The organism is Telluria sp. GW821-FHT07G12, assembly GCF_059418525.1.
In genome coordinates this window covers 641,997-665,482 of the sequence record NZ_JBWKQA010000002.1, presented here as the reverse complement: position 1 = coordinate 665,482, position 23,486 = coordinate 641,997, and the positions used below count along the sequence as shown (strand labels likewise).

The window sequence follows — 23,486 nt, the reverse complement described above, 5'->3', positions numbered from 1 at the left end:
TGAACACCATGTACCAGCGCATCCTCGTGCCCACCGACGGCACCGAACTGTGCACCGCCGCCCTTGCCGCCGCCCTCGAACTGGCGCAACTGGGCGGAGGATCCATCCTTGGCCTGCATGCCGGGCCGCCCGACCGCCTGAACCCGCTCGCAGAAGAAGACCCGGTGCGCGCCGCCTGGCTGAACGAACGCGAGCAGGCCGGTGACGACGCACTGGCCTGGATCGCGCGCCGCGCCGGGGAAGCCGGCGTACCCTGCGAAACCCTGCTGGTCCACCGCGACAGCCCGGCCGCGGCCATCGTCGAAACCGCGCGCGACCGCCAGTGCGACCTGATCGTGATGGGCTCGCACGGCAAGGGCGGCCTGCGCGCACGCCTGCTCGGCAGCGAAACTTCGAAGGTGCTGGAGACCTGCGCGATTCCGGTGCTGGTGGTGCGCGGGCCGGCCGGCAAAAGCGTCTAGTCGAGGCCGAGCCAGCGGCGGTAGGCCGCGTAGTGGTGCACGACATAGCCGCCGAAGGAACGCATCCGCCCCACGCCGCGCGAGGTCGCCGCCAGCTCGCGCTCGAGCTCGGCCTCGCGCAGGTGGTGGAAGGACACCTTTTTCAGTTCGTTGGGCATGGTCTCGATGCCGATCATCACCGGCCGGCCGATCGCCTCGCCATACGTGAGCTCGTCCATCGCATGGCTGACCAGGCCGTCGCCGCCCTCTGCGTGGTCGCGGTAATCCATCAGCGCCACGAAATCGTAGATGTCCTGCACGTGCTGGCTGACGGGCTTGCGCTGGCCCTTCCACTCGAGCTGGATGCCGTCCAGCCAGAACGGGATCGCAGGACCCATCGGCAAGTCCTGGCCGGAGGCGGCCTTCACCCGCATCAGCGCGTCCGACATCTCGACGAAGTTGGCCAGCAATGCCATCTTGCGCGTCGACCACTCGGCCAGGATGTGCGGCTCGATGTCGAGGTTGATGCCGTCGAAGCGTTCTTCCGGCGCCGCGGCCTTGTTGTAGTCGAGCACGCGCTGAAGCATGGCCACGGCCTCCTCGCGGTGGCGCGGCAGCACGTAGCGTTCCGTGTTCAGGTAGCCCGAGCCCAGCAGCGCATAGACCTTGAGTCCGGCGGCGTGCATGCGGCGCAGCAGCCGGCGGTAGGCCTGCGGCTGGGAAGCGATCAGGTTGCGGCCGCGGTAGGCGTCGGCATACAAATACATGGTGCCGATCGCCTTGGACTTCAGGAAGGCGATGCCCTGGGCCGCCGTGCCCTCGCTTTCCAGCATGGCGTAGGACTCGCCTTCCCAGGTCCAGATCGCACGCGGGCCGGCGGCGGTTGCGCCCAGGTCGGCAGCCTGCGCGCCACCCGCGCACAGCAAGACTGCCAGGACCAGGCTGCGCATCACAGCTTCATCTCCACGTGATACTGGCCGATGCCGATCGAACGGCCGGTCTCCGGATGCGAGGGAATCATGGACACGAAATAGGTCCCGTGCGGCAGCTTGCCCAGCTTGGCCGGCAGCGCCACCTTCAGCGTGGCGCCCGGCGCCAGCGTCTGCAGTTCGCCGGCGGCCTCGCCGACTTCCAGCCCGCCGGCGTCGCTGATCACCAGTAACGGCACGAAAGGCTGCGAGGTGGAGGTCGACTGGTTGCTCATGGTCGCTTCGATCACGGCGGCGCCGTCCGGCCCCGGCGCGGCGGCGCGTTTGACGCCCGAGACGCCGACCCCGCCCTCGGCCGCCAGCGCCACGCTGCGCAGGCTGCGCACCTCGGCGCGGTAAGGCGCCAGCGCTTCGATCGCGCCGGGCGGCGTCAGCGCCGGCGCGCGGGCCGCCACACGGTTGGCCTGCAGGAAGCCCTCGAACTGGCTGCGCGCCGTGGCCAGCGCCTTGCCGTCGGGGGCGCGGTCGGTCAGCAGGCCGTCGGCCAGCGCATACAGCCGGCCCTGGGCCAGGTAGACCGAACCGGAGACGAAGTCGCTGAGTTCCGTCTTGGTTTGCTTCAGCGGGATTACGTGCAGGTTGCGGAAGCTGGTCTCGGTATCGAGCCCGGTGCCGAGCCAGCTGACTTCGGAAGGCGACTTCATGCCGTAGTTGTTCGACAAATAGGCCAGCAGCGAGGGCGCAATGTCGAACTGCGAGGACATCGCCTTGACCGCGCGCGGCGCCTTCAGCATCGGCGAATACACGATCAGCGGCACGTGGTAGCGCTCGATGCGGGTGTCCATCGGCAGCTCGGGCAGGCGGTGGTCGCCGGTGATGATGAAGATGGTGTTCTCGTAACCCGGCAGGCGCGCGGCGCCCTCGAAGTAGCGGCGCAACGCATCGTCGGTGTAGAGGATGGAGGCGAAGATCTCGCGCTGGGCCGCATAGCCCGGGTTGGCGTTGCCGGCGATGCCCAGCTGGGCCAGGCGCTGCCCCACTTTCTCCAGATAGCGCGGCTTGTCCGGGAAGGTGAAGGGATCGTGCATGCTGGTAGTCTGGATGATCGAGACCGTAGGCGCAGCTTGCTCGCGGCCCTGGCGGCGCAAGGCCATGTCGACCAGCTCGCCGTCCGGATAGCCCCACTCGTTGCTGCGCTGGGCCGGCGGGCCGTAATCGCGTTCGCTCACGAAACTGTCCACGCCTTCGTGGCGCAGGAACAGGCCTTCGTTGTCGAACTCCAGGTTCGAGCCGCTGTAGAAGTTCAGGCGGTAGCCCTGCGACTTCAGGACGCTCAGCAGCGAAGCATGGCGCGGCATCTTGTCGCCGAGCGCGGCCAGGCCGTTGTCGCCGAAAGGCAGCGAACCGAACACCGTGGTCAACACGCCGAAGGTGCGGCCCTGGCCGGACAGGAAGTTTTCGAAATACAGGCTGCGCCCGGCCAGTTCGTCCAGGAAGGGCGTGAAGCTGCCCAGGCGCGCGCCGGGACCGGAGAAGTTGCGGCCCAGGCCTTCGACAATGATGAAGACCAGGTTGGGCGGCGTCGCGGACTGGCGCGCGAACAGCGGGCCCAGGGTATCCGGCGTGCGGTCCGCATGCGCGAAGGGATAGCGCGGGTCCTTGCCGGCCCAGGGCAGATCGCCCTTGCCGTGTTCGAACTCGCCGGCGCCGCCCGTGCCCGTCAGGTGGGCCAGGTTGCGGTCGGCAAAATAGGCCGTCTTGTTCAGCAGGTAGTCGACGCTGGCTTCGCTCTGGGCGGCCGGCGGCGCGAAATGGTCGGGCAGGAAGGCGAAGGCCAGCAGGCTGACGGCGCCCGCGACCAGGGTCCGGCCCGCGCCGGCGCGCGGCCACCACGGGCGGCTGCAGGCATTCAGCGCCACCCACAGCACGGCCAGGGCGGACAGCAGGGCCACCACCAGCGGCGGATACACCCGCCAGCCGCCGCCGACCGTGGTCGCGACCTCGGCCCGCGTATAGCCGAACAGGTCGGCGCCCAGCGGCACGCCGGCGATCCACTGGTATTGCAGCAGGCCGGCCTGGGCGGCCAGCAGCGCCGACCAGCAGACACCGAGGATCGCAATCCGCCAGCGCCGCGCCGGCACCAGCGCCAGCAGCGGCGCGCCCAGCAGGAACAGGAAACCATAGCGCAGCAGCGACAGCAGGTCGTTGGCAAGCGCGGGGCCGAACAGGATGGACACCTTGATCCCGCCGGCCACGTGCGAAGTCTCGGCCACGCGCAGGCACAGCCAGGCCAGCATCAGGGCCGGCAGGCAGCTCAGGACCTCGCCAAGGGCGGCGCCGAGCGCGCGGCGTACCGGGCCGAGCTCCTTGACGGGCGCCGGCGGCTTTTCGACGACGGCTACCATCGGCGATACAGCGCGAAGGTCAAGCCGCGCTCATTGCCCGAGCTGGCGCCGGTGGCGGCGGCGCGCGAGAAGCTGGCGCCGATCTTGCCGCCCCATTGCGGGCTGAAGTAACGCACCCAGGCGACACCGCCGCCGCCCGAACGGGCGCGCCCGCCGACCAGGCTGAGGGGATCGTCGCTGCGGCCGCTGTTGGCGCTCAATTCAAGATAGTTGTCGGCCTCGCCCGTGTAGTACCAGCGCGCCAGCAGGCGGTCGCCGGTGCTGTGCGAGTCTTGCGAGACGATGTTCTGGTGGCGCAGCTGAATGTAGAAGTTGCCGGTGTACTTGGCGAGACTGACACCATAGATGTTGACGCGCCCATCGAAGCCCAGCACGTCGTCGCTGAGCGAGGCTTCCCAGCCCTTGCCGAGGGCCTGCCAAACCTCGATACGGCCCGAATTCGCCGGGAACAGGCGGCTGGTGGCCGAGTGCTGGTAGCGCAGGTTGGCATAGGCGCCCTGCCACAGGCTGGCGTAGCCGTCCAGCGCCCAGGCCATGTCCTGCTGGCCGAAGCGGTGCGCGCGCAGGGTCTCGAAGCCCAGCGAACCGGCCTTCATGTAGTGGCGCACGCTGGCGGTCTGGTCGTTCCAGCGCGGACCGCTGCCGACGTCCGTCCAGCTCGCGGACAGGCCGGCGGCCCAGGAATAGCCGGCGGCGATGGTGGCGTCCGGATTGCCCGCGGAGGGCAGCGCCGCATTCGGCTGGACTGCCGGCTGCGCTGCGGGCTGGAGGTCGGCCAGCAGGCCGTCGATCTCGCCCGCATCGCCGCCGAGGGCGCGCGCACGTTCGAGGTCGGCCTGCGCTTGCGCGGCATGGCCGAGGGCGCGCTGCGCTCGCGCCCTAGCCACCAGGGCGGCCGGGTCGTTCGGGCGCAGCGCCACGAGGTGTTCGTAGGCCTCCAGCGCCCTGGCCGGCTGTTCGCTCCAGCGCCAGGTATTGCCCAGGGCTTCCCAGACGTCGTCATAGCCCGGCGAGACGCTTGCGGCCGCGCTCAGGTCGGCCACCGCCTCGCTCCAGCGGCCCAGGCGCGAATACACGATGCCGCGGCCCAGCAGGACGTCGGCATTGCCCGGGGAGCGCGTCAGCAGCGCGGAATACGCGGCCAGGGCCAGTTCGGGCTGGCCGCCATTGGCGAGCGCACGCGCATTCGCGTACTGGTCGTCGAAGGACGGGGCGCTGGGAGGCTGGACCTGGGCGGGCGGATCGGCGGGGAGCTGGAAGTCGATGGGCATGTAGGGAACGAGAGGCAAGAGACGCAGGCCAAACTGTGCCGGACTCATCCTGTTGCGTCAAGGAAAGCACCCTATCGTGCGGCCCTTCTGTCGCGCAAAACACGCAAATCGATGGTCATACCGTCAACCATGCTGCCGGACCGGCAAGCTTATTTCAGTCCGGGCCGGCTGAGGTCGACCACGCGCCCGGACAGCGTGAAGATGCCGTCGCCCTGGTAATGCAGGGTTTCCGGATGCGCCGGGGTCGACGCCACCCGCGCCGCCACCACTTCCCAGATGAAGAAGTTGTACTTGTCGACCAGGCTGTCGTCATGGAGCCGGCATTCGAACTGCGCATGGCATTCGCGGATGGCCGGCGCGCTCACCAGCCGCGAGGGCTGGGCACTCAGGCCGTAGGTCTCGAACTTGTCGATCCCGGCGCCGCTGGTGGATCCGATGCCCAGCACGGCGTCGGTCAGCGCGGTGGTCGGCAGGTTGATCACGCATTCGCGGCTGCCGCGCACCAGCTCGAAACTGTGGTTGCTGGACGCGATGATGCAGCCGACCAGCGAAGGCGTGAACTCCATCACGGTATGCCAGCCCATGGTCATGATGTCGCGCTGCCCCTGCCAGGCGGAGGACACCAGCACCACCGGGCCGGGTTCGAGGTAGCGCCGCACCTGGTGCAGCGGCAGCGCGTGCTTGCGGGACGTGTTCATGTTCCCATGATCGCGCGGCGGCAGCAGCCGGGGCGCACGGATGGGCGGCAGCGCCGCCAGGCGGTACACTAGCGGGATGAAGTCCAACGCTTTCCTGTCGCGCAACCGCCGGCTACTGGCCTTGTGCGCGCTGTCTATCGCCCTGCATGGCGCGCTGCTGGAACTGGCCGCGCGCCGCGCGCCGGGGCCCATTGCGCCCATGGCGGCGTCCGCGCCGCTGGCGCTGCGCCTGGTGGAGTTGGGGCCGCACGTGCGGAGCGGTGCCGCCGATGTACAGCGCCAGCCGACCGCCATATCTGGTCCTGAAACCGCGCAGCCAACACAGCACGTCCCCGACGCACCTGTCCAAGCACCGATGCGTTCTGCTAATTCCCGCAACGTGGCAACTTCCTCGGCGGCGATGCCCGCGCCGACGCCTACCGCTGACAACACGTCTGCTACTACACAGCCGGTATCTGGCACTCGCCTCCTACGGAAAATGCCTGACCGCTACCGCGCGTTCCTGCCTCCCTCGGCACGACTGTACTACGACCTAGTGTTGCAAGGGCGGCCAGCACCCAACAAGCAGGCCTACCTCGACTGGCGAAACGACGGCGCGGGCTATACTTTGGAACTTGACGGCCTGACAGGCCGTCTCTCTAGCCGTGGCGTTGGCGGCGATACTGGCATCGTCCCCTTAGAGGCCAACGAAATGCAAGGTGATACTGTGTTGCGAACTAGTTTTGACCAGGAAACGGGCGAGGTCAGCTTCTCAGCAGGCGGAGTGAGTGCGTCAGCTACCATCGGGATGCAGGACCGCGCGTCGGTCCTAGTGCAACTAGCCGCCATCGGCCGTGCCAACTCTGAGCAGCTGCAGAACGTGATCGGGATAGCGGTAGCGGATGCCGTTGCAGTGAGCGTCAGCCAGTACCAACTGCTGGGTCAAGAAGACGTTGCTACTGGCATTGGCACCCTGCACGCCTGGCATCTGGCGCAGGCGGTGGCACAGGGCCAAACGCGCCTGGAGCTGTGGCTCGCGCCTTCACAGGACTGGCTGCCAGTACAGATGCGCCTGACAACTGCAGATGGAACGGTTTCGACCCAGGTGCTGACCCGGGTCGAACGCTAGGCGCTTACTCGCGCACGCGGCGCCAGCCGGCGCGGTGCGCCTCCACGTCGGTGGCGCGGGCCACGCTGGAGGTGATGGTATTGCCGTCGGCGGTGGTGGTGACCATCTTCAGGGCGCCTGAGGGCAGCCGCACGATGATGAAGCCGACCGCCGCCGAATTACCGGACAGCGAAGTCCCGGCAATCGCGCCGATGCCCTGCTGGCTGTTCACCGGGGCCGCCGTGCAGACATTGAGCTGGTACACATTGCTGCTGCCGCCGACCTTACACGAAGACGAGGATGAAGGCATGTTCGACACCACGGTCAGGGTGCCGGCCGCCACCTTCGGATCCAGGTTGACCCGCTCGCCGGCGTTCTGGTCGAGGTCGAAGAACCAGCCGGCCTTGCTGCCGAGGTTCGTGCTCGCACCGCTGATGGTGTACGCCTGGGTGTTGGCCGGGTGGGCCAGGGTCTGCTCGACCATCGCGGTCGGATTGCGCCAGCTGGCCGCGGCAATACCGGTGCTGCTGTCCTTGAGCACGTAGACGCTCTGGAGGTTGGTGTCGGCAATGTCGGGCAGGTCGAGCAGGCGCCCGGTGCCGAAGACCACCACCTTCTGGGCGCTGACGGTCTTGACGCCCGCGCTGTCGGTGTTCTCGATCTGGCACAACGTCACTTCCGGACGGCTGGTCACCGGCTGGGCGGTGCCGGCGTCGCCCATCTGTACCACCGTCGGGTTGCCCTGCACGGTAAAGTCGAAGCGCCACATCTTGCCCTGGTTGTCGCCGCCGTACACATAGGTGACCAGCGGATCGGTGAGCGGATTGTTGGTGATCGCCGTGATCTTGGCCAGGCCCGACGGCGTGGTGGTGTCGCCCGCGCCGGTGCCCTTCTTGCTCAGCACGCGGCCGGTAGCGACGTCGACCACGTACAGGTAACCCTTGCCGTCGCCGCTGAAGCCGGTGCTCGGGATGTTGTTGTAGCCGGAGGTAAGGAACACGACCCAGCGCTCGACGCCGGACGCGTCCTTCCAGGTGCCGAACTGCGGATTGCCGAAGGTAAGGCCGATGTCGGCGTCGTAATTGCCGCCGCTGCAGACGCTGGAGTCGGCGCACAGCTCCCAAAGGGCCACCGGATTGGCGGGGTCGGTCACGTCCAGCGCATAGTAGCCGCGGCCGCCGGCATTCAGGCCGGCCACCAGCACCGAACGCCATTCGGTGCCGATCTTGACGTCGGAGATCTCCGGCGAACCGTCGGTGCTGAACTGGTGGTTGGTGCTGTAGGTCGTGCTGGCCTGCAGGTGCAGCTTCTTCATGGTGACGCGCGGCAGGTAGGCCCACAGCTCGTCGCCGTTGCCGGCGTTGAAGGCATGCAGCATGCCGTCGTTGGCGGCGACGAATACCGCCGGCGTGCGGCCGGCCTTGTCGACCTTGAACTGGGCGTAGCCGGCGGCCGTATAGTTCTTGCGCGGATCGCGCTGGTAGGCCGGCTTGGACGCGGCGATGTCGCCGAGGACGATGGGCAGCGCCCTGGTCACGCCTTCGTCATTTGTGCTGGACAGCGTGTAGGCGCGCAGGCGGGTGTCGTCCGCGTACTGCTGGCGCCCCCGGAGCCAGTCGACGATGTTACTGCCGTCGTTGACGATCAGGCGGTCGGCCGCCGACAGGTTGGTGCACTGGGCCAGCGCGCCGCACTTGTTGTCGAACCAGGCCTTTTCGGTGGCGTTCAGGTTAGCGTACAAGAAGTCCTTGAGGCCGCCGTTGTCGACGTCCAACATCTTGATCTTGCGGGTATCGGTGTCCGCCGCCACCTTGGCGCCGAGCGTATTGCTCGAGTGCCAGGTGATGGTCTTGATCACCTCACCGCTGACGGGATCCAGCTTGCGGTCGGTGAGCACGCCGAACCATTTTACGGTGGTGAAGGTCGCGGAGAAGATGTCATTGTCTTCGAGCGTGATGTTCGGGGTCGATGTCGCGGATGCCGCGGCTGCGCCGACGTGCACTTCGATGTTGGCCAGGGCCTTGGACAGGCCATCCACCACCTGGGTCGGATCGGAGGCGCTGAAGTACTTGCCATGGCCGTTGATGGCGGCATGCCACAAGTCGTCGACGCGCTCCTGGTAGGCCACGTCGGTTCTAGTCACAGTGGTATTAGGATCAGGCCAGACGTAGGCGCCATTATTGTTCCAAGGGCAGCCAGTATTAACGCCAGTGACAAGCTTGTAAAAGTCTGAACCTTCGGTGGCACCTGTGTCGTATTTAGGGTCGAAGGTCATCACCCCATCGACGCCCAGACCGAGTGCGTAGGTGTTCATGTGCAAATGTTGATTGTCACCTGAGGCAGCTGGCACTAAGCCGTCTTTGGTCATCGGGTCGATGTCGGTACGCAGTGACGTTGTGCCCGTGCTGGAGCCGCCGTTATACCAATGCAGGGCTACGTCGGCAAGAGAGGCTGCGCTCTGTGTACGCGTGTCGACACAGCCAAGGCGCTTGCTGCAAAAACGCGATAAATTTTCGGTGTTGTCATTGCTAGCGACGTTGGTCGCGGCGTTTCCGTTCCAATACCCATCTGTCGTAACGAAGGCAAAGTTCTGCTGGCAGGGGTATTGAATGACTTCCGATCCTGCTGGGCGGGCAAAATTTCCCTGGTTCGCATACATCTTGCCGATTGCATTCAACGCTTTACGCATCGGCGTCGCGTTGGAGCCTTTCATCTTGTAAAGAGCGTTATACCAAGTGCTGCGGTTGGTACCGGTGAATTGGGCCGGATATGTGAAGCCGCTCGCTGCTTCAGCGTCCGCGGATTCAAGTGAAACAATGCCGACATTGTAGTTGCCATTCAGCGACTGAAAGGCTTGACCCACCGCCGTCTTCATCATCTGGTTACGTGTTTTGTAATACGCGTACCAGTTGGCAAAGTTGGTCATTTCCTCATCGTAGGTGCAGGTGCCACCGGCGCAATCAGTACGGGCATCCGCTTTCGGGTAACTATTGTTGCTCGAGACGATATCGGTGCGGACGAAGATTGAGGCGCCCGCGCCAATTGCAGCCGTTGTGGACGGGATAACGTCCGTACCTTTGCTCAAGGTCTTGGTCTGGGCATTGACGCTGAGCGTCCAACCGTTGCGGCTGCCATCCGCAACGACGGTGCAATCTCCATTGGCCTTTGTCGCGCCGGTCGCACATACGACGGGCACGATGGCAACCATGTTATTGGTCGGGAGGTTAATGCCGAAGCTTGCGCAATCCTGCACGGCGCTGCTAGTCGGGCTGCGCACGCACGCGGTGTATTGGCGAGTCAGGCCCGCCTTGGCGATGATCGAAGCGGCCAAGGAATTGGCTAGTGCGCTCTGCTTAGTAAGGGTGGTAGTGCCGCCGGTTGCTGTCACGGCGCCGTTGGTGATGACGACGGTGCCACTCGACTCTCTCACCGAGATACTGTTGATGACCAGATCGTTGCTCGTACCCGATGCGCCGATCGTTACCGTGCCGTAGGACGAAGTAACGGTGCTGCTTGCGCTCGAGAAGCGAGGATATTTGTACGCCCCGACATACTTCGCTTGGCAAAGCGTCAGCGCAGTGTCGCTACAAAAACGCACCTTAGCCGGGAAAGGATAACCGGCCGGCGCCGGGGCGCCGACGGACACTGTTTTACAGGTGACTAGCGTTGCTTCTTTGCAGTACTCGGCAACGTTGATCGTGTAGTAGTACGGCGCAGTCGTTGTGTATTTATCGGAACTTTTGTAAGTGCCGTTAGGGTAGGAATAGGTTGGCGTCCCGGGTCCATAAACACAGTTGCCAGACGAATCGCACCAGCCGATCTCGGGGAATCCGCTGGCAAGGTTGGTCTTCGTCTCCGGGTCGTTCAGCAGATTGCTGTTGTTGATACCGAAACCGTCCGTGGGAACCGCTGTCCACGTGCTGGTATTCGCCCGCGTCATCGACGTATAGGAATTCCCTAATGCATCGACCGGTGGCGTGTATTGAACGTTGGGATTGTAGTATTGGCGGTTGAAATCCGCGCTGTTGAAAGGTGGATGTCCAAACACACAGCCGGTCGTCGCCTTCGCCATCGTGAGATCGTTGCGGCAGGTGGTAGAATCGGCTACGTAGTCGGGAGTGAAATTGGAAGCCATCGAACCCGAGTTATCGTACAACAGCATCAGGTTGGGCTTGACGTTGCCGCTGCCCGTGATGTTCAGCAGGGGCAGCTGGGCGATGGCGGTCGGGGCGGCGGAAGCGCCGGCGCCGAGCAGGACCAGGAAGAAGAACGCGAGAAGTTTTTTCATAGGTAGACGGCCTTACGCGCCGATCAGCACGATCATCTGGTTGATCACGTTGCTGCCCCGCGGCCCGTTGATGCGCGAGGCGATCACATAATGGATTTGCGGCGCGCCGTCGAAGCTGGGCGCATCCGACGCCAGACTCTCGCCCAGCGCCACCGCGTTGCCGAGGCTCCCTCGCACCGAGGATGTCTGCACGCAGCGGTTGGTTTTGTCGTCGTAACGGCCGTCGTGCAGGCACATGCGGTGCACCACGTACTGGATGCTGTTGCCGCCGGCATCGGTGACGGTCTTCGCGTTATCCCAGAAATCGTCGTCGTGCGGCGTCAGCTTCGTATTCAGCGAGGCATGATAGCCATCATCCGTATCGTCGGCTTGCAGCGCTGCCTTGTTGGTGGCGGCCGTGGTGCTCAGCCACTGGAAGCCCTGGTGGAGGCCAAGATCGGCGGCGCGGTTCAGGGTGGCATCATAGGCCAGGTTGCCGGTCGCCAGTGCGGTCGAGTGGCTGGACTTCAGCAAGTACACGCTGCCGACCAGCATGACCGCCAGGATCACCAGCATGACCGGCAAGGCGATGCCCTGCTCTCTCGCGCGGCGGACGAGGCGCGAAGCTTGCAGCTTTGGCGGCTGTTTCATCAAGGCCTCCAGACGAAGTTACGCAGCGGGACGATGGTCTCGAACACCCGGTAGCGGTAGCAGCGCCAGTCGACGCTGTCACCGGCGACGGCCAGCTTGACCTTGACCGGCACCGCGGCCGCGCCGGCGGTGGCGCTGGCGAAGACCGTGACCGGCGCGGTGGTGGCGGTGCAGGTGCCGCCCGCGGGCGCCGCGTCCGGCGTGCGGCTGCGCGCCACCACGGCCAGGCGCACCGCCGCAATGCGCAGGTAGTCGCCGGCGCCGCCGGTCACGCCATCGCCGTCGGCGTTAATCATGGTCGACGACCACTGCTTGACCTGCATGCCGGCATCCGGGGTGAAGTTGCTGCCCGTGCGGTTGTCGAAACCGTATTGCGCCTTGATCGAGACGACGTCGCCGGTGACGGCCACCGGATTGGTGCCCGCATCCTGCATGTCGGTCGAGCGCAGCTGCAGGAAGCCGCCCGCCACCGACCAGCTATGGAAAGAAAGCGAGCGCGCCGGCCCAAGGTTGAACACGCGCGAGACGCCGGCGCCGAAGCTTGCGCCCAGCGCGCCGCTGTTGTAGCGGTACGCGCTGTTCTGCACCATGTCGAGCGACTGCTGGGCCGGCAGCGCCGCCAGCGCATCCGGATCGGACGAAATCTGGGCCAGCGCGCACTTGCCGCTGCCGACCTGTTCGGGCGCGACCACGATCACGTCGCCCTGGCGGAAGCCGTAGGGCACGCGGTCGACCACGATGCGGGTGCCGGTGGTATAGCCCGACAGCAGGCGCAGGGTGCCGGTGCCGGTGATCGAGCTGCCGGCGTAGAAATTGATGCGGTCGGGATTCTCGCCGTCGGTGGTAGGCGTGGCGCTGGCGCCGCCGGCTTCCTTTTCGATGATGAGCGGCGCCAGCGGCTTGACCGCCGTACCGCCGACTGTCACCGAAGCCAGCGTGTAGCCCGAGGTGTCGCTGAACACGGTGTCGCAGCCGGCGATGATCGGGTCGTTCAGGCCATACCCCGCCTGGGCGGCGTCGCCGCTCATGGAAAACATTGCCAGCATCCCGTTCTGCATCGCGTCCGAACCGCCGACGCCGTTGCGCTGGGTGCGCTCGGAGTTGCTCATCAGGCGCACAGCGAACACCAGCGCCAGCATGCCGATGACGATGCTGATCATCAGCTCGACCAGCGAGAAACCCTGTCCACGTGTACGCATCCGGCCTGTCATGTCTTGCTGCCCGCGATATAAGAGGTGATACGGTGCTGGTTGGCACTGGTACCCGTCTTGCGGGTCCAGGCGATCCTGATGTCGACCCGGGTGCCGGCTGCCGCGGCGCCGGGGGTGACGGTCACGCCTATCGTGGCCGTCGGGATACGCGCCTTGGTAGCGTCATGCCATGGCTTCAGCTGGGTGCCCGGCGCGGCGCCTTCGGCCACCGCGTAGGCGGCCAGGTTGGCCTGGTCGGTGGCCATGATGCCGAGCAGGGATTCGGCGGCGAGCGTGGCTTCGGTGCGCATGGCGGAATCCTCCAGCGCCGACACCGAGCGCGCCTGCAGGCCCAGCATGCCGATCAGGCCGATGGCCAGCAGCGCCACCGCAACCAGGGCCTCGACCAGCGCGAAGCCCCGCTGCGCGCGAATACGCAGACGGCGGACGGGCGTCATCGCGGGCACCTGCGGCGGTCGGGCGCCACCGCCGACGGATTGCAGCGCATGGCGACGCCGGCCAGGGTCAGGGACACCGCCATCGGCGCGAACGCGTCGTCGTCCGTGGGCGACAAGGTAATGCGTGAGATCTGCGGCGAGATACGGGTGTCGACCCAGCCCAGCGCGGTGAAATAAACGGAATCGGCGCCGGACGGGGCCACCACCAGCGACACCGCGCGCGCCGAAGGCAGGCCGTCGGCGCTGCGCACCACCGACTTGTCGCCGAGGGTGCCGCGCGGGTCGCCGGCGGCCGGCGCGCTCGCTGTCGACCAGCCGGTGCTGTCGTCGTCGCAGAGATCGTCGGCGTTGGGATAGCAGAAGTCGACCCGCCACTGCTGCTGGCCGCTGGCGGCATTATCGTCCAGGACCAGCCGGGTAGAGGTATTGTGGCCGATGGCCTGGCTGCGGGCGAAGGCGAAGCCGTCGGCGTAATAGCCGGCGGCGGCGGCGGCCTTGCGGCTCAGCAGCCAGGCCGACATGTTGGGAATGCCGACGCTGGCGAGCACGGCGAGGATCGCGACCACCACGGCGGCCTCGATCAGGGTGAATCCGCCGGCGCGCGGCGGTGGCATCACTGCACGCACCGGCCGTCCTTGCGGTCGATCCAGCAGCTGGTGCTGGTGGTCCAGCCGGTCGGTGCGCGCGGTGTCGCCTTGGCGCCGTTCTGGTCGACGGTGAAGGAGAAACCGAGCGCCCCGTTGACGCCCGTCGCCGTGACGACGTAAGCCGATGCGCTGGAACTGGTCAGAGTGTAGGTAAAATTGGTGGTGGCGGCCGGCAGGCGGTCGAGGCCGACATAGGTGCGGTTGTTCGACCAGTATTCCTCGGCGGCGGTCTGCACGCTGCCGAGGCCGGAATAGGCATCCGCCAGGCGCGCGCGCAGCACGTAATTGCCGTAGGCGGGAATCGCGACGGCGCCCAGGATGCCGACGATGGCCACCACGATCATCAATTCGATCAGGGTAAAGCCGCGCTCGCGCACGGTGGTTCGCTTGAAGCTCGACATATGGAATCCCGGAAAAATACTTGCCCAACGACAATATTAGCCTAAGCCGGTGGCATTTGGGCTCGCCAAACGACAAAAAACAACGATTTCCGGGGTGAATACAGAGGGGAAAACGCGTTCAAAGGCCGAAACGATGTCGATCATTTATCGGGTGATGTCGATCGTTTATCGGGTGATGCAATTCGGTCAAGCCGACGGCGGCCTCGCTGCGCGGCGTGCCATGTAGAGCGCGCCCTCGGGGTAGGTAACCAGCGCCCGGGCGCCCTCCTCGTCCGCATCCTGCACGGTGAAGCCCTGGCCTTCCCAGAAACGGCGCGAATCCTGCACCGCGACCAAAGCCGCATACGGCAGTCCCGGCGCGGGCGCCCGCTCGGACAGGCTTGCCACCAGCCGGCGCGCCAGGCCCCGCCCCAGTGCGCGCGGCGCCACTGCCAGGTCGTGGATGTAGAGCGTGTCGGCCTCCGGCGCGGGCGCGAAGCCGGCGCCCAGCGGCGTCACTGCGCCGAGCCGCGAGGGATAGGCGAATACGTAGGCGCACGGGCCCGCCGCGTCGCAGGCGACCAGCACAGTGTGCGGCGCCGTGCGCAGGCGCGCCAGCACCACTGCGGCCGGTTCCTGCATGGCCGGCGGATAGCATGCGGCCTGCACGGCCAGTACGGCGTGCAGGTCGGGTTCGCGCATGGGGCGGATCGTGATGAGGTCAAGCGGGCTGTTCGGCATGGGGCGGCATTATGCCATCCCCTCATGCCTGGGGCGAATCCTTCCACGGCATCGCCGCCGGCTGGCGGAAGCGCTCCAGCAGCTGCTCGGCCGGCAGCGGACGGGCGACCAGGTAGCCCTGGATCTCGTCGCAGCCATGGCGCTGCAGGAAGTCGGCCTGGCCGACGGTTTCCACCCCTTCGGCGATGACGCGCATGCCCAGCGCCCTGGCAAAGGAAATCACTGCCAGCACCACGGCCGCCGCGCTCGGCACGGTTTCGATCTCGTGGATGAAGGAGCGGTCGATCTTGAGCTTATCGGCCGGGAAGTTGCGCAGCACGCTGAGGCTGGAATAGCCGGTGCCGAAGTCGTCGATCGAGATCGCCACGCCCAGGGCCTTGAGCTCGTGCAGCAGCTTCGTCGCATGGTCGATGTCGTGCATGATCGAGCTTTCCGTGATCTCGAGCTCGAGGCTGGGCGGCATCAGGCCGGTGGTCTGCAAGGCCTGGTGCACGGTGTCGACGATGCGCGCATCGCGCAGCTGGCGCGCGGCCAGGTTGACCGCCACGGTCTTGTCGCCCAGGCCGGCCTCGCGCCAGATCCTGGCCTGCAGGCAGGCCTGCAGCAGCACCCGCTCGCCCAGCGCCACGATCAGCGACGAATCCTCGGCCAGCGGGATGAAATGCGAAGGCGCCAGCAGGCCGCGCCTGGGGTGGTCCCAGCGTACCAGCGCCTCGGCGCCGGCAAATGCGCCCGTGACCAGGTCGAGCTTGGGCTGGTAGTGCAGCACCAGCTCGCCGGCCGGCACCGCGCGCCGCAGCTCGGTCTCGAGCTCGATGCGCTCGGCCACCGCGGCGTCGCGCGTGCTGGCGTAGAGCTGGATGCCGTCCTTGCCCGAGCTCTTGGCCCGCAGCATGGCCGAATTCGCGCGGCGCACCAGCAGCTCGGCCTCCTCGCCGTCGAGCGGGTAGACGGCGGCGCCGATGCTGCAGGTGACCACCGCATCCTTGTCCGCCAGCTGCACCGGTTCGCGCACCGCCGTCAGCATCGCGTTCAGACGCCCGCTGCTGCGCTCCACCGTCTCGAGCCCGGCCAGCAGGATCACGAATTCGTCGGAGCCGATGCGCGCCACGGTATCGCTGTCGCGCACCAGGCGGCCGAGGCGGCGCGCGGTCTCGCGCAGGAATTCGTCGCCGCAGGCGCTGCCGAGGCCCGTATTGATGAAGGTGAAGCTGTCCAGGTCCAGGTAAACAACGGCGACCATGCGGCCTTCGCGCTGGGCGTTGCAGATGGCGCCGCGCAGGCGGTCGATCAGCAGTGCGCGGTTGGCCAGCCCGGTCAGCTGATCGTGGGTGGCGCGGTATTCCAGTTCGCGGGTGCGCTCGGCCACGCGCTGCTCCAGGCCGTCGCGCGCATCGCGCAGCTCATCGTTGGCGCGCGCCAGCCGCGCCTGCACGTGGCGCGCGCACAGGATGCGCCCCAGGCTGCCGGCGATATTGCTCAGGAAGGGGACGTAGGGCCGCAGCGCGTCCTCGCTGTCTACCTTGAGCAGCAGCCAGCCGAGGCGCCGGCCCGGTTCGTCGATCGGGAAGCACTGCACGCCCGTCCCGTGGTGACGCATGAAATTCAGCACCGGCACCGGCGAGGCTTCGCGCTCGCAGCGCGTCTTCAGCGCCGCCATGTAGTCGTCCGGCGCCCCCGTGTGGCCGTCGAGGTCGACATGGGCCTCGGCCACGCCCGGCAGGCTGGCCAGCGCACGGCCGACGAAAGCGGCGATATGGACCTCGTCCGGCATGGCGTCGACGGCCTGCTGGATGACGAGCAGGCGCCCCAGCATGGTGGCGTCCGGCGTCTGCGGAAACGGCTGGTCGAGGGTACCCATGGCCTCACCCGTAGTTCTGGTAGAAGGGATTGCGCAGGACGTGGCCGCCGACGATCACGACCGGATGCACGTTCAGCACCTCGTAGAGCATGCCGCCGTCGAACTTGTTCAGGTCGTACTGGCACATGATGGTCATCGGCGCCTCCTTGATCAACTCGTTGATCCGCGTTTCGCATTCGAGGATGCGGTCGGCCCCGGGGATGCCGCGCAGCGCCCAGGTCATCTCGCCGGCGAAGCGGGCGCCGGCCAGCCCGTTGGCCTGGCAGTCCTCCCAGGCCTTGCGCAGCCTGGCGAGCATCTCGTCCGGGCTGAAATGTCCGTTCGGGTAATAGCCCTCGGCGGTGATTGCCGCCTCCATCTGGCCGGGGCGTTCGCGCACGGCGGTGGCCAGATCGAGCGCTTCGAGCGCACCGGGCAGCTCGGCGCGGCTGGGCACGTCCGCCACGTAGTTAAAGGATTCGCGCCCAAGCAGGGCTTCGCGCGCATACAGGGGCAGGATCTGGCGGCGCTCTTCGTCGCCGCTGTACAGGTAGCAGAGGTGGGTGCCCGCGGGGTAGCGCTCGTCCGTGAATCCGAGGCATACATGTCGTTCCGGATCAGTCATGGTGCTCCTCCCATTGCAAGGAGCATACACCCTCTTCGCAGTGCCGCCAGGCGTACGCGTACCGGATTCAGGTAGGCACGACACCCGGCCGGCAAGCCTATTTATGCACATGTAAATTGTTTAGTAAACACTATAAACACCGTTCGCTGCGCCGTGCCGCTATTGCTGCTTAATAATTTTCCAGCTATGTTTCCATGATTACACCAAGGAGACACCATGGGTAAACATCGTTTTCTGACCGCCATCGCACTGGCCGCGGGCCTGCTGTGCACCGGCATCGCAGCCGGGCAACAGACCACGGCGCCGGGCGCCAAGACCGCCGAGGTCAACGTCTTCGTCGGCACCGGCGGCGACGGCCACACCTTCCCCGGGGCCACGCGTCCCTTCGGCATGATCCAGCTGAGCCCTGACACCCAGGTCCGCCACTTCAAGCAGAGCTATCCCTGGGCCGCCGGCTACCGCTACGAGGACGACTCCATCCTCGGCTTCTCGCACACCCACTTTTCAGGCGCCGGCCACTCCGACCTCGGCGACGTGCTGCTGATGCCGACCAGCGGCGAGCTGAAGCTCGAACCGGGCTACCCGGAGCGCCCCTTCAGCGGCTACCGTTCGCGCTTCTCGCACAAGGACGAGCATGCGGAGCCGGGTTACTACGCCGTCAAACTGCTCGACAACGAAGTCGACGTCGAACTGACCGCCAGCGAGCGCGTCGGCCTGCACCGCTACCGCTTCAAGCCTGGTGCGGAGGCGCGCGTGGTGCTCGACCTGCGCTCCAGCATCTACGACTGGAACGGCAAGAACCTGTGGTCGCGCCTCCGCCTGCGCGGCCAGGACACCATCACCGGCATGCGCGAGACGCGCGGCTGGGCGCCCGGCCGCCAGCTCTACTTCGCGATCCGCTTCTCGAAGCCGCTGCATGGCCAGCAGCTGATGAACCGCGAGGAAGGCGTCGAGTACCGCGGCTTCGCCTCGCCGGGCAAGAATCCGGCCGAGAAGGTGCTGGTCGAGGGCAAGGCGCTCGAAGCCGCGCTCGACTTCGGGCAGATGGGCGACACGCCGCTGCTGGTGAAGGTGGCGGTGTCCGCCGTCAGCGAAGATGGCGCGCTGGCCAACCTGGACGAGATGCCGGGCTGGGACTTCGACGCCGAGCGCAAGCGCGCGCACGAGGCCTGGGAACAGGCGCTGGGCGCGGTCGAGATCGAGGCGCCCCAGCCCATGAAGCGCATGGTCTACACCAGCCTGTATCACAGCCTGCTGGCGCCCAGCCTGTTCATGGACCGCGACGGCAAGTACCGCGGCCCCGACAACGCGGTACACCAGGCGGACGGATTCCGCTTCCACTCGACCTTCTCGCTGTGGGACACCTACCGCGCCCTGCACCCGCTGCTGACCTTGATTCAGCCGGAACAGCGCAACGCCGACTTCGTGCGCTCGCTGATCGCCTCGCAGCAGGCCAGCCCCTACGGCATCCTGCCGGTGTGGCAGTTCGCCGGACTGGAAACCTGGTGCATGATCGGCTACCACGCGGTGCCGGTGATCGCCGACGCCTACATGAAGGGCATCCGCGGCTTCGACCCTGAGCAGGCCTTGCGCGCGATGACGGCCAGCGCCGAGTACGGCCCCTACGGCGGCCTGCAACACTACATGAAGTACGGCTACGTGCCGATCGACCTCGAGCCCGAAGCGGCCTCGAAGACCGTCGAATATGCCTTCGACGACTGGACCATCGCGCGCATGGCCGACAAGATGGGCAAGAGGGACGTGGCCGAGCGTTACTACAAGCGCGCCCAGAACTGGCGCAACGTATTCGACCCCAAGAGCGGTTTCGTCCGTGCCCGCAAGTCCACTGGCGAATTCCGCACGCCCTTCAACCCGGTGCAGTCCAACTTCGGCAGCGACTATACCGAGGGCAGCGCCTGGCAGTATTCCTGGTATATGCCCCACGATAACGCGGGCCTGGTGAAATTCCTGGGCGGCGACGCCGGCCTGGTAAACAAGATCGACCAGGTATTCGATGCGAAGATCGACGCCAACGTCTACGCCCACATGGAAGACATCTCGGGCCTGATCGGCCACTACGCCCACGGCAACGAGCCTTCGCACCACGTGGCCTACCTGTACAACTACGCCGGCGCTCCCTGGAAGACCCAGGGCCGCCTCGCGCAGATCGTGGCCAGCCAGTACAAGGATGCGCCGGACGGCCTGGCCGGCAACGACGACCTGGGCCAGACCTCGGCCTGGCTGGCCTTCACCAGCATGGGCTTCTATCCGGTGGCGCCCGGAACCAACGAGTACGTGATCGGCCGTCCCTTCGTCGAACGCGCCACGCTGAACCTCCCGAACGGCAAGCGCTTCACGGTGCGGACGCTGAATCTGTCGGATGCCAACGGCTACGTCGGCAGCGTCACGCTGAACGGCAAGCCACTCGAGCGCAGCTACCTGCGCCACGAAGACATCCTGGCCGGCGGTGAACTGGTGTTCACCATGCAGGCGGCACCGAATCCCACCTGGGGCAAGGCGAAGAACGCCCGTCCCTACACGCAAACGGCCTACCAATGAAACGATTCCTCGTTACCGCCGCCTTCGGCGCCGTCGCCCTCGCTGCCCAGGCCGCGCCGCTCGACCACGTGAACCCCTTGATGGGCACGGCCAGTAAGCCGGAACTCTCGAACGGCAATACCTACCCGTCCGTGGGCATCCCCTGGGGTATGAATTACTGGACCCCGCAGACCGGCAAGATGGGCAACGGCTGGGCCTACACCTATGACGCCGACCGCATCCGCGGCTTCAAGCAGACCCACCAGCCGTCGCCCTGGATGAACGACTACGGCCAGTTCGCCATCATGCCGGTGACGGGCAAGAAGCGCTTCAACCAGGACGAGCGCGCCAGCTGGTTCTCGCACAAGGCGGAACTCAGCAAGCCGGATTACTACCGCGTCTACCTGGCCGACAGCGACGTCACCACCGAGCTGACGCCGACCGAGCGTGCGGCCCAGTTCCGCTTCACCTTCCCGAGGACGGACCAGGCCTGGGTCGTGATCGACGCCCTCGACAAGGGTTCCTATGTGAAGCTGATTCCGGGCGAGCGCAAGATCGTCGGCTACTCGACCCGCCACGCCGGCAAGCCGATGCCGGGCTTCCGCAACTGGTTCGTGATCCAGTTCGACAAACCGTTCACCTCGGCCGAAGTCTGGGACGGCGACAAGCTGATCGCCGGCGCCCAGGAAGCGGAGGTGCAGCATGCCGGCGCCATCGTCGGTTTCAGCACGCGGGCCGGCGAGAAGGTCGGCGCGCGCGTGGCCTCCTCTTTCATCAGCCTGGAACAGGCCGAGCGCAACCTGGCGCGCGAAATCGGCGGCGACGACTTCGAAGCCACCCGCGCCAAGGCCGCGAAGCGCTGGAACGAGGTGCTGGGCAAGGTGGAGGTCAAGGGCGGCAGCATCGACCAGCAGCGCACCTTCTATTCGAGCCTGTACCGCATGGTGCAGTTCCCGAATAAGATCTACGAACTGGACGCCGAGGGCAAGCCGGTCCACTGGAGCCCCTACAACGGCAAGGTCATGGCGGGCCGAATGTTCGCCGGCACCGGCTTCTGGGACACCTTCCGCGCCCTGTATCCCTTCCTGAACCTGATGTACCCGTCGGTGAACAAGGAGATGCAGGAAGGCCTGGCCAACGACTTCAAGGAAGGCGGCTGGCTGCCCGAGTGGTCCAGCCCGGGCTACGCCAACGTCATGGTCGGCAACAACTCGGCCTCTGTGGTGGCGGAAGCCTGGCTGAAGGGCCTGCGCGGCTACGACATCGAGACCCTCTGGCAGGCCGTGGTCCATGGTGCCAACAATGCCGGGCCGATGGAGGCCGTCGGCCGCGCCGGCGTCGAGGACTACAATCGCCTCGGCTACGTGCCCTACGATTCCGGCATCAAGGAGAACGCCGCGCGCACGCTGGAATACGCTTACGACGACTTCGCCATCTACCAGCTCGGCAAGGCGCTGGGCAAGCCGCAGTCGGAGATCGCCATCTACGCCGAGCGCGCCCGCAACTACCGCAAGCTGTTCGACCCGGAAACGGGCCTGATGCGCGGGAAGAACCGCGACGGCAGCTTCCAGGCGCCCTTCAATCCCTTCAAGTGGGGCGACGCCTTCACCGAGGGGAACAGCTGGCATTACACCTGGTCGGTGTTCCACGACGTGGCCGGCCTGGTCCAGCTGATGGGCGGGCGCAAGGCCTTCGTGGAGAAGCTCGACGCCGTGTGGACCTTGCCCCCGGTGTTCGACGACAGCTACTATGGGCAGGTGATCCACGAAATCCGCGAGATGCAGATTGCCGGCATGGGCCAGTACGCCCACGGCAACCAGCCGATCCAGCACATGATCTACCTTTACGACTACGCCGGCGCGCCCTGGAAGACCCAGTACTGGGCGCGCGAGGTGATGAACCGCCTGTACCGCGCCACACCGGACGGCTATTGCGGGGACGAAGACAATGGCCAGACCTCGGCCTGGTACGTGTTCTCCAGCCTGGGCTTCTACCCGGTCACGCCGAGCAGCCCGCAATACGCGCTGGGCGCCCCGCTGTTCCCGGAAGCCGTGCTGCACCTCGAGAACGGCCGCAGCGTGACGATCAAGGCGCCGGGCAACAGCGATGCGCGGCGCTACGTGGACGCCCTGCGCATCGACGGCAAGCCGGTACAGCGCAACTGGATCGGACATGCGGAGCTGATGCGCGGCGCCAAGCTCGACTTCACCATGTCGGACAAACCGAACCAGACCCGCGGCACGCGAGAAGAAGACGCGCCCTACTCCTTCTCGACTGCCGCGGAGGAGCGGCATTGAGATGACGGTCACCATCCGCGACCTCGCGCGCGCCGCCAACTGCTCGATCGGCACGGTGTCGCGCGCGCTGAAGAACCAGCCTGGCCTGGGCGAGCCGACCCGGGCGCGGATTCTCTCCACCGCGCGCGAGCTGGGCTACGACTTCGGGCGCCTGCGCCTGGGCGCAATCCGGCGTATCGCCTTCCTGCTGCACCAGCAGCACAAGACGCTGTCGTCGAGCCCCTTCTATTCGCCGGTGCTGCAGGGCGCCGAGCAGGCTTGCCGGCGCGCCGGCGTGGCGCTGTCCTTCTACGTGGTGAACCCGGCCGAGCCGGTGGCCGAGCTGCTGCGCGCCCAGCAGCCGGACGCCATCCTGTGCGCCGGCTACTTCGAGCCCGAGCTGGTGGCCGTGCTGCGCGACAGCGGCAAGCCGCTGGTGCTGGTCGACATGCACCTGCCCGGCTTCAGCTCGATCAACCCCGACCATCACCTGGGCGGCTACCTGGCCACGCGCCACCTGATCCGCACCGGCCGGCGCCGCATCGCCATGATCCACGGCTCGCTGGCCCACTTCAGCATCCACCAGCGCGCGCGCGGCTACCGCAAGGCCCTGTTCGATGCGCGCATGCTAGCCGACCCCGAGCTCGAAGTCCACGTGCCGACCAGCGGCGACCCGGACGAGGGCGTGCGCGAAGCGACCCGCCGCCTGCTGGCCCTCAAGCCGCGCCCCGACGCCCTGTTCTGCTACAACGACAGCACCGCGCTGACCGCGATGCAGACCTGCCTGGACGCCGGCCTGAAGGTCCCGGCCGACATCGCCATCGTCGGCTTCGACGACATCAGCGGCGCCGCCCAGGCCATCCCGCCGCTCTCCAGCATCGCGATCGACAAGGAGGCGCTGGGCGCCGCCGGCGTCGAACTCCTGCTCGGGAAGCAGACCGCGGAACACACCCTGCCCGTGCAGCTGATCGTGCGCGAGAGCAGTTACGACGATTGACGGAGACACTGTGCAACTGCCCGATTTCTTTGACCCGGACACGCTG

Annotated in this window: 19 protein-coding genes; 6 read left to right on the top strand and 13 right to left on the bottom strand. The window is 66.5% G+C overall.

The annotated features are described in order from the left end of the window. Positions 1 to 8 precede the first annotated feature (8 nt). Positions 9 to 461: a universal stress protein gene (locus AC07PE_RS11070; protein WP_498764179.1), complete on the top strand. Its 453-nt coding sequence runs from the start codon at positions 9 to 11 to the stop codon at positions 459 to 461. Here AC07PE_RS11070 and AC07PE_RS11065 read toward each other — a convergent pair. From AC07PE_RS11065 to AC07PE_RS11050, 4 genes are all read right to left on the bottom strand, one after another. Then, complete coding sequence (locus AC07PE_RS11065; RefSeq protein WP_498764177.1) at positions 458 to 1,390, bottom strand: hypothetical protein; 933 nt, start codon at positions 1,388 to 1,390, stop codon at positions 458 to 460. The two genes, AC07PE_RS11070 and AC07PE_RS11065, sit on opposite strands and share 4 nt — an antisense overlap. Then, entirely contained in the window at positions 1,390 to 3,774 is a 2,385-nt protein-coding gene (locus tag AC07PE_RS11060; RefSeq protein ID WP_498764175.1) for an LTA synthase family protein, read from the bottom strand. Before AC07PE_RS11060 ends, AC07PE_RS11065 begins: the two co-directional genes overlap by 1 nt. Further along, positions 3,768 to 5,045 (bottom strand): YaiO family outer membrane beta-barrel protein, encoded by a 1,278-nt coding sequence (locus tag AC07PE_RS11055; protein ID WP_498764173.1) that lies wholly within the window; start codon positions 5,043 to 5,045, stop codon positions 3,768 to 3,770. Before AC07PE_RS11055 ends, AC07PE_RS11060 begins: the two co-directional genes overlap by 7 nt. A 149-nt stretch (positions 5,046 to 5,194) precedes the next feature. After that, positions 5,195 to 5,743 carry a flavin reductase family protein gene (locus tag AC07PE_RS11050; protein ID WP_498764766.1) on the bottom strand — a complete coding sequence of 183 codons (549 nt, stop codon included), beginning with the start codon at positions 5,741 to 5,743 and terminating at the stop codon, positions 5,195 to 5,197. A gap of 76 nt (positions 5,744 to 5,819) precedes the next feature. Here AC07PE_RS11050 and AC07PE_RS11045 point away from each other — a divergent pair, with 76 nt between their 5' ends. Then, positions 5,820 to 6,851: a DUF3108 domain-containing protein gene (locus tag AC07PE_RS11045; RefSeq protein ID WP_498764170.1), complete on the top strand. Its 1,032-nt coding sequence runs from the start codon at positions 5,820 to 5,822 to the stop codon at positions 6,849 to 6,851. Between the two features lie 4 nt (positions 6,852 to 6,855). Here the strand turns inward: AC07PE_RS11045 and AC07PE_RS11040 are convergent, their stop codons facing one another. Continuing rightward, the gene (locus AC07PE_RS11040) at positions 6,856 to 8,973 is read right to left on the bottom strand and encodes a pilus assembly protein (protein ID WP_498764168.1); all 2,118 of its coding nucleotides are present in this window, start codon (positions 8,971 to 8,973) and stop codon (positions 6,856 to 6,858) included. A gap of 850 nt (positions 8,974 to 9,823) precedes the next feature. Here AC07PE_RS11040 and AC07PE_RS11035 point away from each other — a divergent pair. Then, positions 9,824 to 10,324, top strand: a complete 501-nt coding sequence (locus AC07PE_RS11035; RefSeq protein ID WP_498764166.1) for a hypothetical protein — start codon at positions 9,824 to 9,826, stop codon at positions 10,322 to 10,324. Positions 10,325 to 11,130: 806 nt separating this feature from the next. On the opposite strand, the gene AC07PE_RS11030 is transcribed toward AC07PE_RS11035, so the two are convergent. From AC07PE_RS11030 to AC07PE_RS10995, 8 genes are all read right to left on the bottom strand, one after another. Next, positions 11,131 to 11,748, bottom strand: a complete 618-nt coding sequence (locus tag AC07PE_RS11030; RefSeq protein ID WP_498764164.1) for a hypothetical protein — start codon at positions 11,746 to 11,748, stop codon at positions 11,131 to 11,133. Further along, positions 11,748 to 12,947, bottom strand: a complete 1,200-nt coding sequence (locus AC07PE_RS11025; protein ID WP_498764162.1) for a PilW family protein — start codon at positions 12,945 to 12,947, stop codon at positions 11,748 to 11,750. Before AC07PE_RS11025 ends, AC07PE_RS11030 begins: the two co-directional genes overlap by 1 nt. A gap of 8 nt (positions 12,948 to 12,955) precedes the next feature. After that, on the bottom strand, positions 12,956 to 13,396 hold the full coding sequence (locus AC07PE_RS11020; protein WP_498764160.1) for a type IV pilus modification PilV family protein: 441 nt from the start codon (positions 13,394 to 13,396) through the stop codon (positions 12,956 to 12,958). Beyond that, positions 13,393 to 14,022, bottom strand: a complete 630-nt coding sequence (locus tag AC07PE_RS11015; protein ID WP_498764158.1) for a GspH/FimT family pseudopilin — start codon at positions 14,020 to 14,022, stop codon at positions 13,393 to 13,395. Before AC07PE_RS11015 ends, AC07PE_RS11020 begins: the two co-directional genes overlap by 4 nt. Further along, positions 14,010 to 14,444 carry a type IV pilin protein gene (locus AC07PE_RS11010; protein WP_498764156.1) on the bottom strand — a complete coding sequence of 145 codons (435 nt, stop codon included), beginning with the start codon at positions 14,442 to 14,444 and terminating at the stop codon, positions 14,010 to 14,012. The genes AC07PE_RS11015 and AC07PE_RS11010 overlap by 13 nt, the downstream gene beginning before the upstream one ends. Positions 14,445 to 14,630: 186 nt before the next feature. Beyond that, positions 14,631 to 15,125, bottom strand: a complete 495-nt coding sequence (locus tag AC07PE_RS11005; RefSeq protein ID WP_498764154.1) for a GNAT family N-acetyltransferase — start codon at positions 15,123 to 15,125, stop codon at positions 14,631 to 14,633. Positions 15,126 to 15,186: 61 nt separating this feature from the next. Further along, positions 15,187 to 17,025: a putative bifunctional diguanylate cyclase/phosphodiesterase gene (locus AC07PE_RS11000; protein ID WP_498764152.1), complete on the bottom strand. Its 1,839-nt coding sequence runs from the start codon at positions 17,023 to 17,025 to the stop codon at positions 15,187 to 15,189. A 4-nt stretch (positions 17,026 to 17,029) separates the two neighbouring features. Continuing rightward, entirely contained in the window at positions 17,030 to 17,629 is a 600-nt protein-coding gene (locus AC07PE_RS10995; protein WP_498764150.1) for an MEDS domain-containing protein, read from the bottom strand. A 216-nt stretch (positions 17,630 to 17,845) separates the two neighbouring features. Between AC07PE_RS10995 and AC07PE_RS10990 the strand changes: the two genes are divergently transcribed. From AC07PE_RS10990 to AC07PE_RS10980, 3 genes are read left to right on the top strand one after another with little or no spacing between them, the layout of a single operon-like run. After that, on the top strand, positions 17,846 to 20,188 hold the full coding sequence (locus AC07PE_RS10990; protein ID WP_498764148.1) for a GH92 family glycosyl hydrolase: 2,343 nt from the start codon (positions 17,846 to 17,848) through the stop codon (positions 20,186 to 20,188). Beyond that, a complete protein-coding gene (locus AC07PE_RS10985; RefSeq protein ID WP_498764146.1) occupies positions 20,185 to 22,464 on the top strand; it encodes a GH92 family glycosyl hydrolase in 2,280 nt (759 codons plus the stop codon). The genes AC07PE_RS10990 and AC07PE_RS10985 overlap by 4 nt, the downstream gene beginning before the upstream one ends. Position 22,465: 1 nt before the next feature. Beyond that, a complete protein-coding gene (locus AC07PE_RS10980) occupies positions 22,466 to 23,440 on the top strand; it encodes a LacI family DNA-binding transcriptional regulator (protein WP_498764144.1) in 975 nt (324 codons plus the stop codon). The last annotated feature ends 46 nt before the right edge of the window (positions 23,441 to 23,486 follow it).

Bases quoted from the DNA above. Each gene is read 5' to 3' on its own strand.
- AC07PE_RS11070 (WP_498764179.1), top strand. From the start codon at position 9: ATGTACCAGCGCATCCTCGTGCCCACCGACGGCACCGAACTGTGCACC.
- AC07PE_RS11065 (WP_498764177.1), bottom strand. From the start codon at position 1,390: ATGCGCAGCCTGGTCCTGGCAGTCTTGCTGTGCGCGGGTGGCGCGCAG.
- AC07PE_RS11060 (WP_498764175.1), bottom strand. From the start codon at position 3,774: ATGGTAGCCGTCGTCGAAAAGCCGCCGGCGCCCGTCAAGGAGCTCGGC.
- AC07PE_RS11055 (WP_498764173.1), bottom strand. From the start codon at position 5,045: ATGCCCATCGACTTCCAGCTCCCCGCCGATCCGCCCGCCCAGGTCCAG.
- AC07PE_RS11050 (WP_498764766.1), bottom strand. From the start codon at position 5,743: ATGAACACGTCCCGCAAGCACGCGCTGCCGCTGCACCAGGTGCGGCGC.
- AC07PE_RS11045 (WP_498764170.1), top strand. From the start codon at position 5,820: ATGAAGTCCAACGCTTTCCTGTCGCGCAACCGCCGGCTACTGGCCTTG.
- AC07PE_RS11030 (WP_498764164.1), bottom strand. From the start codon at position 11,748: ATGAAACAGCCGCCAAAGCTGCAAGCTTCGCGCCTCGTCCGCCGCGCG.
- AC07PE_RS11025 (WP_498764162.1), bottom strand. From the start codon at position 12,947: ATGCGTACACGTGGACAGGGTTTCTCGCTGGTCGAGCTGATGATCAGC.
- AC07PE_RS11020 (WP_498764160.1), bottom strand. From the start codon at position 13,396: ATGACGCCCGTCCGCCGTCTGCGTATTCGCGCGCAGCGGGGCTTCGCG.
- AC07PE_RS11010 (WP_498764156.1), bottom strand. From the start codon at position 14,444: ATGTCGAGCTTCAAGCGAACCACCGTGCGCGAGCGCGGCTTTACCCTG.
- AC07PE_RS11005 (WP_498764154.1), bottom strand. From the start codon at position 15,125: ATGCGCGAACCCGACCTGCACGCCGTACTGGCCGTGCAGGCCGCATGC.
- AC07PE_RS11000 (WP_498764152.1), bottom strand. From the start codon at position 17,025: ATGGGTACCCTCGACCAGCCGTTTCCGCAGACGCCGGACGCCACCATG.
- AC07PE_RS10995 (WP_498764150.1), bottom strand. From the start codon at position 17,629: ATGACTGATCCGGAACGACATGTATGCCTCGGATTCACGGACGAGCGC.
- AC07PE_RS10990 (WP_498764148.1), top strand. From the start codon at position 17,846: ATGGGTAAACATCGTTTTCTGACCGCCATCGCACTGGCCGCGGGCCTG.
- AC07PE_RS10985 (WP_498764146.1), top strand. From the start codon at position 20,185: ATGAAACGATTCCTCGTTACCGCCGCCTTCGGCGCCGTCGCCCTCGCT.
- AC07PE_RS10980 (WP_498764144.1), top strand. From the start codon at position 22,466: ATGACGGTCACCATCCGCGACCTCGCGCGCGCCGCCAACTGCTCGATC.